Below are 17,677 nucleotides of genomic sequence, written 5' to 3'. Positions count from 1 at the left end.
TTGATATTACAATTGACCTTTATTTTATTCTTTTTTTACGATTGGTTTCATAATCTTCAAAAATCATTTCTCCAAGTCCTTTTAATCCGGTGTAAAATGCTTTTCCTTGATTAGCTTCGGTAAACCGATTTACAAATTGCTGCAAATACGGATCATTGGCAATCATAAAAGTGGTTATTGGAATGTGTAATTTTCGAGCCTGTTGTGCCTGATTGTAGCATTTATCAACAATATATTCGTCGAGTCCATTACTGTTCATATAATAAGAACCGTCTTTTTCGCGAACACAACTTGGTTTTCCATCGGTTATCATGAAAATTTGTTTGTTGGTATTTCGTTTTCGACGCAGAATATCCATGGCGAGTTGTAAACCTGCCACCGTATTGGTATGGAATGGTCCGACTTTCAAATACGGCAAATCTCGAATTGCGATTGTCCATGCATCATTTCCAAAAACTAAAATATCTAAAGTATCTTTTGGGTAACGTGTCGTAATTAACTCTGCCAGAGCCATTGCTACTTTTTTAGCAGGCGTAATTCGGTCTTCACCATATAAAATCATACTGTGGCTGATATCAATCATCAAAACCGTACTCATTTGGGATTTGTACTGCGTTTCTTCAACAACTAAATCATTTTCGGTCAGCATAAAATCGGCTACTCCATTATTGATTTGGGCGTTACGCAAGCTTTCTGTCAAAGAGATTCGTTCCAGTCCGTCACCAAAATGAAACTCCCGAAATTCACCAGTATGCTCATCTCCGTTTCCGGAATGCTTGGTTTTATGATTGCCACTTCCCGATCGTTTTAAGTTTCCGAAAATGTTATCTAAAGCCTGTTGTCGAATGGCGCGTTCTGTTTTGGCAGTAATTCCAATTCCTGAAGTTCCATCGTCTTTGAGTTCATCGCGGATGTAGCCTTTTTTCTTTAAATCTTCAATAAAATCATCAATGGTATAGTGTTCATCGGTGAGTTTATATTCTTTGTCTAATTCTCGCAACCAGTCGATTGCTTCATCAAAATCTCCCGAAGTGTGTACGATTAATTCTTTGAAAATACCAAAGAGCTTATCAAACGGAGACTGAAATGGGGCTTCGTATTGCTTGAAATAAAATCCTTTTTTATTATCATTTTTCATAGACTTTAAAATTACATCTTTTTGAAATGTAGTCTAGAGAAACGTTTATTAATTTTTAGTTAAAACCATTGAAACCATAAATAAGGAAGTGCTTAATCCAAAAAAGCTAATTAAAAAATTTCCCGTCGACATAAAACCAACTCCCATTTTCGAGTTTGAAAGTAGATAGTTCGTGATGAATTTGTTTTTGAAGTTTACTATCCAAAAAATAAGCTTTGAATTCTACTGTATTGGCTGTAGTGTTTATAATTTCTAATTGGAGCCACTGATTGCTGGTTGCCCACTTTAGAATTTCAGTTTTAGAATAGTATTTTCTCTCAGAAACATGTGTTGTTGCCAATAAATAATTAACTTCATGTGTTGCATAAGCTGAATACCTAGAACGCATTAGGGATTCAGCAGTTGAGGTTTTTTGAATTCCTTTTATAATTGGCTCACAACATTCCTGAAAGTTTTTTTGAGAGCCACAATAACATGTTTTTTCAATCATTTTTTATAAAGGACTTTTAAAGTGTACCGGTTGCTTGTCCGTCAAGCGCAATTATTTTTTGATGCAATTGATTCAATAATACCTGATACTTACTAATTTCAATTAAATCTTCATCTTCTTCTGCAAAGTCAAGTAATTCGTCTAATTCCTCGCTAACTTCAACTAATTTATTGTTAGCCTCTTTGGCATTTTTATTGGCAATCAAATCAATTATTTCTTGAACACCATTTTTCAAATCTGAAAATTTATTGTTTTCCATTTTTAATTATTTTCTGAAGACTTATCTTCATTGAACTTCTTTACAATTTGTTTTAATTTTTCCTTGCGTAGCATTTCAGCTTGTTTTGCTTTATCTTGTGCTTTGTGCAGTTTATCGTTGTGTTTTTTTATGTTTCTTTCGTTATTTCTGCTCATTGTCTTTTCCTTGTTAATTATTAAATCAATTATTTGATTTAAAACCAGATGCAAAGTTCGGGTTATTTATTGAAATTCAAATTGTTTTTAATTTGATAATTTCCGTTTTTTAATAGGAATCATTTTTTAAATAGTATTTTCAATTCTTCGAGTATTCCATTATAAATTGAAATTTAATACAATTGAACATACTATTTTTTACAATTAATAGTTTTTATCTCAAATATGATATTCCAATAAGTGCGATTTATCATAAAAAAGCACTATAACGTATTAAAAATTAAGAATATGACTATAATTAAGAAAACATTATGCTCTTATTCTATTTTTTTATACATTTATTTTCTAAATAACTCAACTTCGTCAATCTTCCAAATAGCATAAATGGATCATAACAAACACCCTAAATTTATCAGTTGGTTCTTAAATAGACCTAAGACTACAGGGTTACTTACATTTCTATTTCTAAGCTATATTGCTTGTTTTATAGTCTCACAACAGTATAAACTTATAAAAGAAGATGAGCAACGAGAAATGAATACCATCCTTCATGTTGTTAATCAAAATATAGAACAATCGCTTAAAAACTGTTATACAACTACCTTAACATTAGCACTAACAATTAATGACAAAGGAGTTCCTGAAAATTTTGATTACGTAGGAGCAAAATTGATGGAATCAAACAATAGTATTAGCGCTGTTCAATTAGTTCCTAAAGGAGTGATAAAATATATTTATCCTATGAAAGGGAATGAAGCAGCTATGAATTTAAATATTTTACAAGCTCCTTATCTAAAAGAAGCTTTAAAATCTATTGAAAATCAAAAAATGTATTTTGCTGGTCCGCTAAAATTAAAACAAGGTGGGATGGGAATTGTAGGTAGATTTCCCGTTTTTAGAAATAATAAATTTTGGGGATTTTCTGCTGTTATTATTAAATTAGATACTTTTTTAAAATCTTCCGGAATTAATAATGTTGACGATTCAAAATATTATTTTCAATTTTCAAAGAAAAACACTGCTAACCAAAAAGAAGTTTTTTATTTGCCCAATCAAAGTGATTTTTCTAAAAAATATAATATCTCTACCTGTATTCCCGATGGTGACTGGAAATTATACTTAATATCTAAGCATCAAAATTATCTTTATTATCAAATTTTAATTCCAGCAATTATAGGATTTATTTTGGCAGCACTTTTTGGTTTTTTGATTTACACTCTTTTAAAAATACCCGAAGAACTTCAGTCTTTAGTAAGTACCCAAGCCACAAAACTTTTGAATTCTGAGATAAAATTTGAAGCTATTTTTGATCAGGCAGCTGTGGGAATCGCCTATATAGATTCCTATTCTGGCAATTTTATTGAGATTAACAAACAATATTGCAATTTATTAGGATATTCACATCAGGAAATGAAAGTGAAAAATTTTCAATCTATTACATACCCGGATGATTTAGAAGAAGATTTAATGAATTTAGAAAAACTAAGGAAGGGACAAATTAGATCTTACTCTCTGGAAAAGAGATATTTAACAAAATCCGGGAATATAATATGGATAAATCTTACTGTTTCACCACTTTGGAAAATAAATGAAAAGGTAACCTCCCACATCGCAATTGTTGAAGACATTTCGTTAAAAAAAGAGACAGAAGAACTAATTAAAAAAACAGAAACACGATTTAAAAGTTTATTTGATGACTCACCCCTACCTTTAAGAGAAGAAGATTTTTCGGAAATTAAAAAATACCTTCAAGAGTTAGATCTAATTAATGAAAAAGCAGAAATCGTTTCTAACTACTTTTATAGTAACCCAGACGTAGTTACTAAATGTAATTCATTAGTTAAATTAATTAATATCAACAATGCCTGCCTTAAACTGCATAAAGTCAAAACCAAAGAAGAATTAATCAATAACAAATCTAATCTACTTGATTTCAGATCTACAGATGATTTCATCAAACATTTAATTGCAATTACTCAAGGTAAAAAACAATTTATTATAGACTCCAGAATAAAAAACACCGAAGGAGAATATCGAGATGTTAATTTAAGATGGAATGTAATTCGAGGTTATAGAAAAACATTCGAACGAATTATTGTTTCTACAAAGGATATCACAGAACGCCTAGCTACCGAAAAAATTATACTTGATACAAAACAAAGAGTTGAGTCTCTTATTAATACAATTGACGGAATTGTATGGGAATGTGACATTGAAACCTTTTCTTTTTCTTTTATCAGTAAAAAAGTAGAAAAAATACTAGGATATAGTCCAGAAGAATGGTTAGCAAGTAAAACTTTTTGGGCTGACCATATTCATCCCGAAGATAAAGAATGGACCTTAAACTATTGTATAACACAAAGCAGCCAAAATTTAAATCATGATTTTGAATATCGAATGATTGCTAAAAATGGAGCTGTTGTATGGTTAAGAGATATTGTAAACGTTATTTTTGAAGATGGTAAAGCAGTAAGTTTAAGGGGTATCATGATTGATATTACTAAAACTAAAGAAGCCGAAAAAGATTTAAATAATTCCTTCAATTTAGTTACGGAACAAAATAAAAGACTTCTTAATTTTTCTTACATCGTTTCCCATAATTTAAGGTCACATACCAGTAATATTGCATCCATAATGAGTTTAATTGAATCTTCTGAATCAGAGGATGAAAAAAACCAAATGATACAATTATTAAAATCAGTTTCAAGTTCTCTAAATGAAACTATGCTTCACCTGAATGAAGTAATAAATATAAGAACAAATATTGGTTTAGTTTCTGAATCCCTAAATTTAAAAGAATACATTCATAATGTACAAAAAGTACTTTCAGATCAAATCACATCAAATGAAGTTTCCATTTCAACTATAATGCCAGAGGATATTATGGTAAATTATAATCCTGCATATCTTGAAAGCGTCCTTTATAATATCATCTCTAATTCCATTCGTTATAAACATCCTGGAAGAAAACCTCAAATAATAATAAAATGGTTTATGGAAGATAAAATGAATGTGCTTCAAATATCAGATAATGGTGTTGGAATTGATCTTGTAAGGAATGCAGATAAGATTTTTGGGATGTATAAAACATTTACCAACAATGCAGATTCAAAAGGAATTGGTTTATTTATTACAAAAAATCAAATTGATGCCATGGGAGGAAATATAACCGTTGAAAGCGAACCTAATATAGGAACAACATTTAAAATTTATATTCAATGACAAAAAAAGTAATATGGGTAGTAGATGATGATGCTATTTACCAAATTATAGTTAATAAAATTATTCAAAGATCTGAGATGTTTTCAACCGCTTTTTCATTTAAAAACGGAAAAGAAGCTATCGACACCTTGCATAATACAATAAAAAACAAAGGAATATACCCTGATATTATTCTATTGGACATTAATATGCCTATTATGGATGGATGGGAATTCATGGAAGAAATGGAATTGATAAAATTCCAAATAAACAAAAAAATAAATATTTATATTGTAAGCTCTTCTATAGCTGTTGAAGATAAAAACAAAACGAAAACATATCCTGATATTTTGGGTTATTTATCGAAACCCATAACAACTGATGACTTAATATTAGTGGCAGCAAATGATTAAGCTATTTCTCTTTTAATTTCTTCTAAAGATTTATTAGTAAAAATCAGTTCATTTATAATTTGTTGACGCAAAAAATCCAAGTCATCGTACTCAAAATATTTAGCCCATGAAGTCAAGGTAAGTAAATTTCGAATTTGCTTGATTCTTTTAGTAGTTTCAAAACTAGTCCGAAGGATTGCCTTATTATCATAATTCGGATTGTTTTTATGTTGATAGTTAACCGTATTTTTCACATAATTTGCTTCTAAATAATACAATTTCTCAACTGCATTATCTGGATAAAAATTAGTCCAAAGAGCAAAACCTAATTTAATTTTAGACTCGGTTTCAGGTTCCAAAGGCTCTAATCTCCATTTACTATTAGCTAATCTACCCCAATGATTAGACAAACGATACATTCCTAATGTTGTATAATAATAACTACTTCCAGACTTGCTTTGGTATTGAACAGATAATCCTTTCAACGAATCTAATGGCTCCTCATGAAATACACAAAAAGTGTTTTTGAATGAATTAGGATTAGGGCGAAATATTTTTTGCATGAAACAAAGGTAATCAGAAAGTCTAAAATAGAACAAGACAAACAATAATTGATTAACTTTGCCAACTAGAATTATTTTAAATAAATTGATTATGACCAAAGCTTCTGAAGAAAGAATGTTACAAAAAGGTGTTTACACCGGAATTATGGAAAAAGATGAAAACAATAACTTTTTTTGTGGTGAATATCTTTTAGATTATAAAATGGCTCAAAAACATGCTGTTGGTGATTGGATTACCATTAAAAGCATAATAGAAAATCCAAGCGATATTAGTTATAATAAATATCCAAAAAAGTCAAAAAACTTTGACAAAGCAAACAATAAGCCACAACAATAACCTCTTAATGTGTTGTTTAAACTGATATAAAATCAAAAAAAGCAATCCTTTTTTTGATTTTTTTTTAGTCCTAAACTAAAAATTTAAAAAAAAGTGTACCTTTGCAAAAAATTTGTCGATTTTGAAATCAAATCATATTGATTTTATAGTAAAAGACAAGTAGTTACCTTATTTATGAAAAAAATAGTTGAATACCGCAAACTACTAAATGTAGAAAAAACTGCTGAGCTTAAAGATTTAAAAACGATTTATCGTAATGCGATGAAAGAAGCGCATCCTGACAAATTTCAAGGAAATGATGAAGGATTAAAAGCTGCAGAAGAAAATAGTAAAAAAATTATTGAAGCTTATCACTTTTTGGTAAGTATCAATCCTGAAACTATAAAACAAAATTTACCGGAATACACTGAAACTATTTCAACTTCCACTATCACGGATTATAAATTTGTTGAAGGTAGATTGATTATCAATTTTTCAAATGGAAGCGTTTATGAATACATTAGTGTTCCTAAAGCAACTTATGTAAAAATGGTAAATGCTGATTCTCCTGGGAGATTTGCTAAAAGACATATCCTTAACTCTTTTACATGGAGAAAAACGCTTAATCAAGACTAGTTTTTTTCAATAAAAATGCATGAGCATCCTATAACTGGGATGCTTTTTTATTTTAAAACAGTTTATTTATATTATAAAAATGTAAAAAAATAAGCTTGCTTAATATACTTATATTTAATAATTTAGCGCTTCTTAGTAATTATAAACCTACAAAGTAAAAATTATGAATGACCCTTGCCAATTATTTAAATCCCAACATAAAAAAGCAAAAGAAACTCTAGATATCCTGGAACAAGAAAAACATCAAATAGAATTAAATCTTGAATCGAATCCAATATCTTCTGATTTAAACAAAAAATTGAGGAAAATCAATTTAGATATTAAGATTACTATAAATGAATTAGAACATGCCGATTATAGTATTGAAAAATGTGAAATTAAACACATAAATCCTAAAAAAATAATCCTTAAGCATGATTAAATCTACCTTATAATTTTTATTCTGCTTAGTCTAGACTTTTAATTATGTTGACTTCCAATTCCTGAACTTTAATTTTATTATTAATAAAGATATTAACAATCAACAAATTATATATTTTATTATTTAGAAATAATAATTTAAAAAAGTTTCAAATTAAGTTTAGTACAGTAATTCAAATTATTTTATTTTTAATGATCGGAAATACTTATTAAGAATAAAAAATTATAACAAAAATTTAGGTAGTAAAATTATATATAATTTATAATTTTAAATACTTTTGCAGACTTAACTTAATTAACTAATAATGAAAAAAATAATTTTATTCCTTTCGGCTGTTGTAATGCTGACTTCTTGTACCAAAGATAAATACACCATTTCTGGAACTGCAACTGGATTTGAAAATGGAAAAACAGTAATTCTAGAAACACCAAATGAAAATGGTAGTGGTTTAACTGCAATTGATACCGTAAAAATTGAAAATGGTAAATTTGAAATTAAAGGAAAAGCTGTAGAACCTTCTTTTCACACAATACAAGTAGAAGGAGTTCAAGGAAAAATACCTTTTATTTTAGAAAATGGAGATATTACCATAGTTGTAAACAAAGACAGCATACAAAAATCTAAAGTATCTGGAACTTACAATAATGATGAATATGTTGCTTTCAATGAAGAAATCACTAAAGTTCAAAAGAAATTAATGGATTTTCAGACGAAAAACATGCAAGCAATGAATACTGCTCAACAAACTAAAGATACAGCCGTAATCAATGGATTGATGAAAGAATTTGGTAAAATTCAAGAAGAAGTAGGTACAGCTTCTAAAGCTAAATATGTAGCTTATGCTGAAACACATCCAAAATCATTCATTTCTGCTTTAATAATTCAAGGAATGCTTAATGATCCAAGTGCTGATACTAAAAAATCAGAAAAAATGTACAATAGCTTAGAAGAGTCATTAAAAAACACAAAACCAGGTAAAGCCATAAAAACTAAACTTGCGGAAATGAAATCTCCTTCTGTAGGTGCTGCTGCCCCTACTGCTCCATCAGCTGCTCCTGCTGTTGAAACTAAATGAAGAGCAGATTTTTCTGGACCTAATCCTGATGGAAAAGTAATTTCCCTGAAAGAATGTTTAGGAAAAGTTACAATAGTTGATTTTTGGGCATCTTGGTGTGGACCATGTCGCAAAGAAAATCCAAATGTTGTTGCTATATATAAAGAATTACATTCTAAAGGACTTAACATCGTTGGTGTTTCTTTAGATAAAGATGCTAAGGCTTGGAAAGAAGCTATTGCAAAAGATAAATTAACTTGGAATCATATTTCCAATTTAAAATTTTGGGATGAGCCTATAGCTGCTCAATATAAAGTTCAATCTATTCCTGCTACTTTTATTCTTGATGCTTCAGGAAATGTAGTAGCACAAGATTTAAGAGGAGACGAATTAAGAGCAAAAATTATAGCGCTTTTGGCAAAATAACTTCCTTAAATTGAATAAAACAAAAAATCTCCCTAGTGGAGATTTTTTTATTTTATTCAATACCAATACTTTAAAAATAATACTAAAATTAAGTGTAAATATAGTTTGGAAACTTCAAAACAGTTTATATATTTGCACCCGGTTAGCACAATAAGCAATGCTTATTGAGTCTTGGGGAGATACTCAAGCGGCCAACGAGGGCAGACTGTAAATCTGCTGTGTAAACTTCGCAGGTTCGAATCCTGCTCTCCCCACTAAAACTCTTCAAGCAATTGAAGAGTTTTTTTTTAGTAAATACTAGTAAATGAAATTCGGTTAAGAGTAGACTTAATATTATTTCAAAAAAAAGTCCCGTCTCATTTTTAGAATGACACGGGACTTTTCAATTTATGATTTTTACTACTATTTCTATTCTAAAATAAAACTCACACTAACATTAGCAGTAATATTAATTTCACCAACAGCAAGCGTTTCTCTTGGAGCCTGAGCATCGCTCATTTCCATTTTCATAGCAGCATATCGAATAGGTTGTGGATAATAGGTTTGAGAATTATCAGAGATAGTCATCGCACGCCCCACTTTTTGACCTAAAACAGAAACATAGTCCTCTGCTTTTAGTTTAGCTTCTTTCATAGCTAATTTTCTTGCCTCTGATTGATATTGTGCCAATTTTGAAGATTGAAAGGTAACATTATCAATTCTATTAATTCCCTCGTCTACTAATCCTTCCATCAATTCGTCATATTTTGATAAATCTTTCAATAATATTTCGATAGTTTGTGTAGCATTATAATTGTGTTTCTTTTTTTCATAGTCATATTCTGGATTTAGAGAAACACGTTGGGTATTATAATCCGCAGGAGCCAAGTTCATTTTTTTTATAAATTTCAAAACGGCTTCAATCTTTTGATCATTTTGTTTTTTAACGTCTTTTGCATTATTCCCTTTTGTTTCAATAGTAGCTAATATTGCCGCTTGATCCGGAACAACCTTTACTTTCCCTTCTCCATTTACACTTATTTGTGGAACTTGCTTAACTTCTTGCGCATATGACATAGACATGAACATGATAGATAGAATTAGTACAGCTTTTTTCATCTTAATTTTATTTTAATTGTTTTTTGTTGTAATTCTCTTTCAAAAGTTGTGCCATTATAGTTTCCCCATTTTTTCCATCACAAAAAGAACAACTATAGGGATAGCCAGTAATATGACCATTAAAGTGTGATCTACGAACAATTGGGGTTCTTTTATAAGTGTAATCAAATATCCGCCTACAGCACCTCCAAAATGGGCCGTATGACCGATGTTATCATTCTTAGCTTTCATACCGTAGATAGAATACAATAAATATAAAATTCCAAAAAGATAAGCAGGAATTGGAATAATGAAAAATATTCCTAACATCATATCGGGTTGTAATAATATTGCTGAATATAAAACTCCCGTTACTGCCCCTGAAGCGCCAACTGCTCTATAACTATAATCGTTTTTATGAAAAAGCATGGTTAACAAGCTCCCAAAAACTAAACTCCCAAAATAAACTAACACAAACGAGATACTACCTAAATATTCGATAACAACTGGTGCAAAAAAATAAAGTGTCAGCATATTAAAAATCAAATGTGGCAAATCTGCGTGAAGAAAACCAGACGATACCATTCTTATTTGTTCGCCTGAGCGAATACTTCCTACATGAAATTCGTATTTTCTAAAAAAGGAAAGATCATTAAATCCCTTGTAACTAATTAAAATATTTACAACAATTATTGCAATTAAAATGACATTCATAAAGTTTGTTTATTGTGAATCGTAAATATAGTCATTCTCAAATAGCCATACAGTTACTAATCAAAATTTATACGGATGTTCATTTTTGCATTATATTTGCAAAAAAAATTACTGCATGCAATTTCTTATTTTTATTATAGCGTATCCTTTTCTTTGGATTGTTTCTATTCTTCCTTTTCGAATTTTCTATTTATTATCTGATGCTATTTATTTTTTAGTTTATTACATCATTGGCTACCGAAAAAAGACAGTAAGAGCAAATCTAGCGATGGCACTACCTCATCTTAGCGATGAAGAACGTCTTATTATAGAGAAAAAATCCTATCAACATTTATGTGATATGTTTTTGGAAATGATTAAAACCATGACCATTTCATCTGAAGAAATGAACAAGAGATTTACAATAACAAATCTCGAAGTAATTAAAGAATATGAAAAGAAAGGAAAAAGCATAATGCTTTTGGCTTCTCATTATGCGAGCTGGGAATGGTTGATTACTCTTAACCAAAAAATAACATACCAAGGTGTAGGCGTTTACAAAAAAATAAATAATAAATACTTTGACAAACTCATTAGAGATATTCGATCAAAATACAATACACAATTAGTTGTCACCAATAAAACTATTCCATTGATTGCACAAAACCAAAGAGAAAATATTCTTTCTGTATATGGTTTAGCCAGTGATCAATCCCCAAAAGCCGATAGAATATTTCATTGGGACTCTTTCATGGGTATTGAAGTTCCCGTTCACACAGGGGCCGAAATGTTAGCCAAGAAATATGATTTGAATGTAGTTTTTGCAAAAGTAAAAAAAATAAAAAGAGGCTATTATCAAGCAACATTGATTCCTATTACTGATGATCCTAAATCAATTCCGGATTTTGGGATTACTCATACTTTTATTCAAGAAGTCGAAAAGCAAATCCTTGAAGCTCCTGAATATTATTTTTGGACACATAAAAGATGGAAACACAGAAGGTAGTGGTCAGTCGCAATTTTCAGTTTTCAGTTAAAAAAAATAAAAAATCACTTATTCTGCAATAATAGATTTGTTGCAGAATAAATGATTTTTTATTTACTGACTCTTTAGTTCCTTATAAAGAAAACCAATTTTTTACCAATTCATCTTCTAAAGACTGTGCTTGTTTGTGTACAAACTCATTTGTAGTTGAATTGTAATTATAGTCTAAAGCCCAAATTTTATGGTTTTCAGCCAATGCTTTAACTCCATTACAAACAAATTCAATTTCGGCATTAGTGGTTGTAGGATGAATCGACATTCTAATCCAACCCGGTTTTCTAATTAAATCACCCAAGGTAATTTCATCAATGAGTTTATGGGAAGTTTCCTGATCTACGTGCAATAGGAAATGACCATAAGTCCCCGCGCAACTACAACCGCCACGAGTTTGAATTCCGAATTTATCATTCAATAATTTCACTCCCAAATTAAAGTGCAAATCTTCTACAAAGAAGGAGATTACTCCTAACCTATCTCGATGCTGACCGGCAAGAATTTTAATATTTGATATATTTCCAAGAGATTCAAAAACAAAATCAACGATTTCATGTTCTCTTTTCAAAATGTTTTCAATTCCCATTTTCTCCTTTAACTGAATAGCCAAAGCCGTTTTTATTACCTGAAGAAATCCTGGGGTTCCACCATCTTCCCTATCTTCAATATTATCAATATATTTGTGTTCACCCCAAGGGTTAGTCCAACTTACCGTTCCTCCGCCTGGACAATCCGGAACTAAATTTTGATATAATTTTTTATTAAAAACCAAAACACCCGAAGTTCCCGGTCCTCCAAGAAATTTATGAGGTGAAAAGAAAATTGCATCCAAATAACTTTCTGGATCTTCAGGATGCATGTCTATTTTTACATAAGGCCCTGAACAGGCAAAATCGACAAAACAAAGTCCGTTGTGTTGATGCATTAACTTTGCGGCTTCATGATAAGGTGTCCTAATTCCTGTAACATTCGAACAAGACGTGATTGAAGCAATTTTAAAACTTCTCTCTTTGTATTTTTCTAATAAAACTTCGAGATTTTTTATACTAAATAATCCATCTTCAGTGGATGGAATTACTTCAACATCAGCAATAGTTTCTAACCAAGACGTTTGATTGGAATGGTGTTCCATGTGCGAAATAAAAACAACAGGTCTCTTTTCGACAGGAATAGTAATAAAATCCTTCAAATTTTCTGGTACTTTCAAACCCAAAATACGTTGAAACTTATTGACAACACCTGTCATTCCCGTTCCGTCAGTGATTAAAACATCATCATTATTAGCATGCACATGATGTTTTATAATATGTCTAGCCTGATGATAGGCTTTGGTCATAGCAGTTCCCGAAACTGTAGTTTCAGTATGGGTATTGGCTACAAAAGGACCAAACTCATTCATCAATTTCTCTTCAATGGGACGATACAAACGACCACTCGCTGTCCAATCCGTATAGATAATTTGTTTTTGTCCGTAAGGTGATTCAAACTCTTGATTAATTCCAATTATATTCTCACGAAACTGTTGGAAATAAAGTTCTAACTGAGTTGGCTTTTCGATAGTGATCATCATTATTTAATTTGAATCAAAGATATTATTATTTTATTGAATTTATAATTTGAAGGTTTGTTATTTCTGAGTTTAGGCTATTTTTTAAAGATTTCAGAATAATTTTTATTGTCAATGAGGTTTCCCGTAAAGTAATAATAAACAAAGGAAATACTTTTGTAAAAGAAATAGAAATCAATACAATATTCATCAATAAATACCACAAAAATCATGAATGATAACAGTGTATTAGAAGAAAAATTACATCATTTATCAGAGGACGAATTAACTCAATATATTCATAACAATGTAGACTCATTAACGACACCAACTTTCAGTGCTTTAAAAAAAGAAATTGCTATAAGAAAGGATTTACCCAATGAAGTTAAAATGTTGATTGGAAATATTCAAGATTTAAGAAATCAAAATTTTATCAATGAGATATTCCCTTACCTCTATTCTAAAAACAAGAAAATAAAAACTGTTGAAGAGCTGATTGCCGATTTGAAAAAAAATGAAATTTGCGAACCCGATATTGATTCATTATTAAACCAGTTACCTGAAATTATTGAAAATAATACTACCCAATCAAATCCTGAAAATTCATTAAAAATATTTGGACTATTATTTTGTATCATTATCACTATAATATCCTTTAATCTTTTTGAAACATCTGGTGTGGTTATTTACATAATTACTGCTCTTACCGTACTTTACATCATTTTTAATGGAAATAATTATTCCCGTATCAATAAATTAAAAATTAACATCGAATTCTATTTAGAGAAAATGAAACACATTCCTAAAACAGAATCCGAACTATAAAATAACAGCCAGTTTTTATCTAATTAATTTTAACAAAAAACAAACAAAACCCTTTCGAAGTATTTCACTCTGAAAGGGTTCTTGATTTAAAATAGCAGATTTACAATTGATATTTTTAAGTTTATTGTTTTTAAGTCTATAAATCAAAACCTACTGAAAATTGCCAAACTCTGTTTTTTGCTTTCCCGTCATCATATAAATCTCCTAAACCTAAATGGTAACGTACACCTAAACTTACTCCAGAATCCGTTTTAAAACCTCCTCCAAAATTAACTCCCCAATCAAAACTATTAGGATCGTACTGTTGTGAACTGCTAAAAAGACCATCATATTCTTCTTTATGCGAAACAGCTAATCCTATTTGTGGTCCTGCTTCTAAAAAGAAGTTTTGAGAAGGATAGGCTTTCAGCATTAGCGGTAAATTGATATAATTGAGTTTTTGGGTAAAAGTCCCACTGCTATTTGTAATTACATATCCTTGTTGAGAATACAACAATTCAGGTTGGATAGAAAAGCTTTCACTTATAAACTCCTCTCCATAAATACCTACGTGAAAGCTATGACGTTGTTCTGTTTCTCCATCTCCATCAAAACTTACCGCAGCTAAATTATATCCTCCTTTTATACCGGCATTCGATTTATGCATTGTTTTCATTTGTGCGTTTATTGAGAATACAATTCCCAAAAATAAAGCTATTGTCAAATTCTGCTTTTTCATAAATTTTCTAATTTTTCATTAAATTATTTTCCTCCATTGGCACGAAGATCTGCAAGACATTGTGCATCCAGTTGTGGAGCTGAACCACCAGAAACCATATTAGCAATACCATGGCCAGTTTCGGAAGACCAATACATCAAGCAACTTTCTACATTACAATGTTTTGGATGTGAAGTATCTTCATGGTTACTTTGTAAAGGTGCTCCTAAATTAGTAAGCCCTAAAATATGTCCAAACTCATGGCTAATTACTGTAGTTTCTAATAAACTTCTATTAGGCTCAAATGGACTGTCGCTCAAACCTTGAACTGTTTGCTCATAAATAACTAAAGAAGTATTTCTATAAGCTGTACCTAAAATAACGGATGTACTGGTATCATTAATGGATTTCCCATCTGTAAAAAACAACCAAACTGCAATTTGATTTGATGTATTGAATTTTGTTCGGTTAGCATCTTCAATTGCTACAATTTCCTTGTCGGTAAAAGTTGCTTTACCAGTTGAAGGAATAGCCCTTTTTACAATACTTATTCCGTTTGGTTTATAAGTTCTGGCATTAAGAAAAGACACAAAATTATTAATCGCAGTTGTTGATGGTTCAAAGCCCTGAACATAAACTACTTCTACAACCATGCTGGCAAACTTTTTATCCGATAATAAATCATTCGAAGAACTTCCGGTTGTTTGTTTATTAGTAACAGGATTTATAGTTTCACTCGCATCAAGAGCATCATCTTTTGAACAAGACACAAATAGTACTAAACCGATTGTTAGAATTACAATTACTTTTTTCATTATTCTCTTTTGTATTATATGATTATTTTTAAAGAACAGCTACATTAAGTTCAGAAGCTGTTCTTTAAAAAAGTTCCAACTGAAATATAGCCTATATTTGTTTTAATACTAATGTTACTGCTGCATTAGTAGTACTTTGCAATGATATTGTTGTAGCAGTAAAACTTGTTACTTTCCAATTATTATTCAATAAAGCAAACGTAGCATTTCCTGAAAAATTTAGTTTTAGGAAAACATCTAATTCTGAACTTACCGCATAAGTGCCACTCACAGTTGTACCCAATAGATTTATGGCAGTTACTGATAAATTATTTGCGTAATCTACCGTGAAATCTTTATAATTTGTTGCCGAGTTAACTCCTGCACTAATAAATGAATCTACTTTAAACTTTCCATTAACTAAAATCGTTTCTAATTTTTTTGAATTTTCAACTGCTGCTTTCATCGTTGCTTCTGTCTTTAGAGATGCAGTAATAGCTGATTGCAATTCAGCATCACTTGAAACAGTTGATTTCGTTCCATCAGCAATTGTCACTGAAATTGGATAGTTTACTGAAAATAATTCCGTACTGCTTACATTAGACATATACGTATATAATTGTTGTTCGGATGTGATGACAACACTTCCAGTTTGTTGTAAACTTAAATTATACGTTAAAATTGTAATTGGGAAGCTAATATTTACAGAAGAAATAGCATCTTGACCAGAAGCTTCCGCAGATGTACATGCATTAAGAATAGTATTATACTCAGTTTGATTATTAACGGTGGCCTCTGTATAATTACTTAATCTAACTCTTAAAGGAAATTGAAATACAACTGTATCTTGGTCATTATTAGATTGTCCAAAAATAGAAATAACTTGTTGATAGTCTAATTGACTTAAAATAGAAACCTGAACACCATTTATTTTAGCGGTAGCTGGCAATAAAATAGAAGAACATGATGCTCCATCCAAGAAATCATCAAAAGAACCATCGTACATCGAAGTACGTTTTAGATTACTTGTTGTAGTTGAATTAGCCGAATTTGTATTTGGATTTTCTCCTTGTACGTCATTAATTTCACTTTGACATGATGTAAAACCTAAGATAGCCATCAATGCAATTCCTGTAACAATTTTTAATTTTTTCATAATTTTCAAATTTAATGTATTTTTATATTTACAAGCGATGTTTTTTAGCGCCTTTCTATTAGTAAGACAACTACGCTTATTTTTACCCTACCAAAATTTTAAAAAAAATATAAAATTTTATAAATTTTTTTATAAAACATTGACAATAAGTGAATTAAATTTTTAATATTTTTAATAAAAAAGCAATAATAATTAAGGCAACTGCTTTTTGAAAAAATAATTTACATTTACAACCTACAAAAAATGAATTAATACTCAATGAGCGACGAAAACAGTACACTTTGTGACGAAAATCACTTTAGGGATTTTTACCTAAAGCACGTGCAATCTGCAAATAATTTTGCGTATTACAAATGTGGTGATGATGAAACTGCATTAGATTTAGCGCAAGATGCGTTTGCCAAAATTTGGGAGAATTGTTCTAAAATTGACTTTAGTAAAGTCAAAACGTACTTGTTTACCAGCATTAATAATTTATTTCTAAATAACATAAAGCATCAAAAAGTGGTATTGAGGTACGCCAAAGATGCGCCTAATTTAGATACTAATAATCAAAGTCCCGAATATTTATTCGAAGAAGAAGAATTCAAACTTAAACTCACAAAAGCTATTGCATCATTAAGTGAAGCACAGCGCGAAGTATTTTTACTGAATCGAATAGACGGGAAAAAGTACAGAGAAATAGCTGAGTTACTCGATATTTCTCAAAAAACCGTAGAAAAAAGAATGTCTGGTGCACTACAACTATTAAGAGCCCAAATAGAAAATATATAATTAGTCATTTAGCTGTAGGGTAATT

The 17,677-nt window shown here is 30.2% G+C and carries 20 protein-coding genes, 1 tRNA gene and 1 pseudogene; 11 read left to right on the top strand and 11 right to left on the bottom strand.

From position 1 onward, the window contains the following. Positions 1–19: 19 nt before the first annotated feature. From ACM55H_RS15345 to ACM55H_RS15330, 4 genes are all read right to left on the bottom strand, one after another. On the bottom strand, positions 20–1,138 hold the full coding sequence (locus tag ACM55H_RS15345; protein ID WP_416837352.1) for a vWA domain-containing protein: 1,119 nt from the start codon (positions 1,136–1,138) through the stop codon (positions 20–22). 106 nt (positions 1,139–1,244) lie between these two features. Beyond that, a complete protein-coding gene (locus ACM55H_RS15340) occupies positions 1,245–1,628 on the bottom strand; it encodes a YchJ family protein (protein WP_416837351.1) in 384 nt (127 codons plus the stop codon). Positions 1,629–1,644: 16 nt separating this feature from the next. After that, entirely contained in the window at positions 1,645–1,887 is a 243-nt protein-coding gene (locus ACM55H_RS15335) for a hypothetical protein (protein ID WP_416837350.1), read from the bottom strand. 2 nt (positions 1,888–1,889) lie between these two features. After that, positions 1,890–2,042: a hypothetical protein gene (locus tag ACM55H_RS15330; protein WP_416837349.1), complete on the bottom strand. Its 153-nt coding sequence runs from the start codon at positions 2,040–2,042 to the stop codon at positions 1,890–1,892. Between the two features lie 384 nt (positions 2,043–2,426). Here ACM55H_RS15330 and ACM55H_RS15325 point away from each other — a divergent pair, with 384 nt between their 5' ends. Together ACM55H_RS15325 and ACM55H_RS15320 are read left to right on the top strand one after the other, a co-directional pair. Continuing rightward, complete coding sequence (locus ACM55H_RS15325; protein ID WP_416837348.1) at positions 2,427–5,264, top strand: PAS domain S-box protein; 2,838 nt, start codon at positions 2,427–2,429, stop codon at positions 5,262–5,264. Then, the gene (locus ACM55H_RS15320) at positions 5,261–5,656 is read left to right on the top strand and encodes a response regulator (RefSeq protein WP_416837347.1); all 396 of its coding nucleotides are present in this window, start codon (positions 5,261–5,263) and stop codon (positions 5,654–5,656) included. The genes ACM55H_RS15325 and ACM55H_RS15320 overlap by 4 nt, the downstream gene beginning before the upstream one ends. On the opposite strand, the gene ACM55H_RS15315 is transcribed toward ACM55H_RS15320, so the two are convergent. After that, on the bottom strand, positions 5,653–6,198 hold the full coding sequence (locus ACM55H_RS15315; RefSeq protein ID WP_416837346.1) for a hypothetical protein: 546 nt from the start codon (positions 6,196–6,198) through the stop codon (positions 5,653–5,655). The genes ACM55H_RS15320 and ACM55H_RS15315 overlap by 4 nt on opposite strands. 91 nt (positions 6,199–6,289) lie before the next feature. On the opposite strand from ACM55H_RS15315, the gene ACM55H_RS15310 reads away from it, so the two are divergent. From ACM55H_RS15310 to ACM55H_RS15285, 6 genes and pseudogenes are all read left to right on the top strand, one after another. Then, entirely contained in the window at positions 6,290–6,535 is a 246-nt protein-coding gene (locus ACM55H_RS15310) for a hypothetical protein (RefSeq protein ID WP_416837345.1), read from the top strand. A gap of 174 nt (positions 6,536–6,709) precedes the next feature. Beyond that, on the top strand, positions 6,710–7,150 hold the full coding sequence (locus tag ACM55H_RS15305; protein ID WP_039107412.1) for a KTSC domain-containing protein: 441 nt from the start codon (positions 6,710–6,712) through the stop codon (positions 7,148–7,150). Positions 7,151–7,313: 163 nt separating this feature from the next. Continuing rightward, positions 7,314–7,571, top strand: coding sequence for a hypothetical protein (locus ACM55H_RS15300; protein ID WP_416837344.1), 258 nt, complete (start codon positions 7,314–7,316; stop codon positions 7,569–7,571). A gap of 304 nt (positions 7,572–7,875) precedes the next feature. Continuing rightward, positions 7,876–8,646 carry a DUF4369 domain-containing protein gene (locus ACM55H_RS15295; protein ID WP_416837343.1) on the top strand — a complete coding sequence of 257 codons (771 nt, stop codon included), beginning with the start codon at positions 7,876–7,878 and terminating at the stop codon, positions 8,644–8,646. Between the two features lie 18 nt (positions 8,647–8,664). Beyond that, positions 8,665–9,051 (top strand): annotated as a pseudogene (locus ACM55H_RS15290) (TlpA family protein disulfide reductase); the annotation flags it as partial. Between the two features lie 173 nt (positions 9,052–9,224). Beyond that, positions 9,225–9,305, top strand: a tRNA-Tyr gene (locus ACM55H_RS15285). Between the two features lie 154 nt (positions 9,306–9,459). On the opposite strand, the gene ACM55H_RS15280 is transcribed toward ACM55H_RS15285, so the two are convergent. Further along, the gene (locus ACM55H_RS15280) at positions 9,460–10,149 is read right to left on the bottom strand and encodes an SIMPL domain-containing protein (RefSeq protein ID WP_416837342.1); all 690 of its coding nucleotides are present in this window, start codon (positions 10,147–10,149) and stop codon (positions 9,460–9,462) included. A gap of 54 nt (positions 10,150–10,203) precedes the next feature. Further along, the gene (locus ACM55H_RS15275) at positions 10,204–10,842 is read right to left on the bottom strand and encodes a rhomboid family intramembrane serine protease (RefSeq protein WP_416837341.1); all 639 of its coding nucleotides are present in this window, start codon (positions 10,840–10,842) and stop codon (positions 10,204–10,206) included. A 115-nt stretch (positions 10,843–10,957) separates the two neighbouring features. Here ACM55H_RS15275 and ACM55H_RS15270 point away from each other — a divergent pair, with 115 nt between their 5' ends. Continuing rightward, positions 10,958–11,827 carry a lysophospholipid acyltransferase family protein gene (locus tag ACM55H_RS15270; protein ID WP_416837340.1) on the top strand — a complete coding sequence of 290 codons (870 nt, stop codon included), beginning with the start codon at positions 10,958–10,960 and terminating at the stop codon, positions 11,825–11,827. A gap of 112 nt (positions 11,828–11,939) precedes the next feature. On the opposite strand, the gene ACM55H_RS15265 is transcribed toward ACM55H_RS15270, so the two are convergent. Continuing rightward, the gene (locus ACM55H_RS15265; protein WP_416837408.1) at positions 11,940–13,427 is read right to left on the bottom strand and encodes an aminotransferase class V-fold PLP-dependent enzyme; all 1,488 of its coding nucleotides are present in this window, start codon (positions 13,425–13,427) and stop codon (positions 11,940–11,942) included. A gap of 210 nt (positions 13,428–13,637) precedes the next feature. On the opposite strand from ACM55H_RS15265, the gene ACM55H_RS15260 reads away from it, so the two are divergent. Then, positions 13,638–14,231, top strand: a complete 594-nt coding sequence (locus ACM55H_RS15260) for a hypothetical protein (protein WP_416837339.1) — start codon at positions 13,638–13,640, stop codon at positions 14,229–14,231. Between the two features lie 136 nt (positions 14,232–14,367). On the opposite strand, the gene ACM55H_RS15255 is transcribed toward ACM55H_RS15260, so the two are convergent. From ACM55H_RS15255 to ACM55H_RS15245, 3 genes are all read right to left on the bottom strand, one after another. Next, positions 14,368–14,949, bottom strand: coding sequence for a porin family protein (locus tag ACM55H_RS15255; RefSeq protein WP_416837338.1), 582 nt, complete (start codon positions 14,947–14,949; stop codon positions 14,368–14,370). A 23-nt stretch (positions 14,950–14,972) separates the two neighbouring features. Next, a complete protein-coding gene (locus tag ACM55H_RS15250; RefSeq protein ID WP_416837337.1) occupies positions 14,973–15,743 on the bottom strand; it encodes a membrane metalloprotease in 771 nt (256 codons plus the stop codon). Positions 15,744–15,834: 91 nt separating this feature from the next. After that, positions 15,835–16,878: a hypothetical protein gene (locus ACM55H_RS15245; protein WP_416837336.1), complete on the bottom strand. Its 1,044-nt coding sequence runs from the start codon at positions 16,876–16,878 to the stop codon at positions 15,835–15,837. A 258-nt stretch (positions 16,879–17,136) separates the two neighbouring features. Between ACM55H_RS15245 and ACM55H_RS15240 the strand changes: the two genes are divergently transcribed. Next, positions 17,137–17,652: an RNA polymerase sigma factor gene (locus ACM55H_RS15240; RefSeq protein WP_416837335.1), complete on the top strand. Its 516-nt coding sequence runs from the start codon at positions 17,137–17,139 to the stop codon at positions 17,650–17,652. Positions 17,653–17,677: the final 25 nt, after the last annotated feature.

The organism is Flavobacterium cryoconiti, from assembly GCF_048158645.1.
GTDB classification, from domain to species: Bacteria; Bacteroidota; Bacteroidia; order Flavobacteriales; family Flavobacteriaceae; genus Flavobacterium; species Flavobacterium cryoconiti.
The sequence above is the reverse complement of the archived record's forward strand: the minus strand, read 5'-3'. Positions and strand labels throughout refer to the sequence as shown.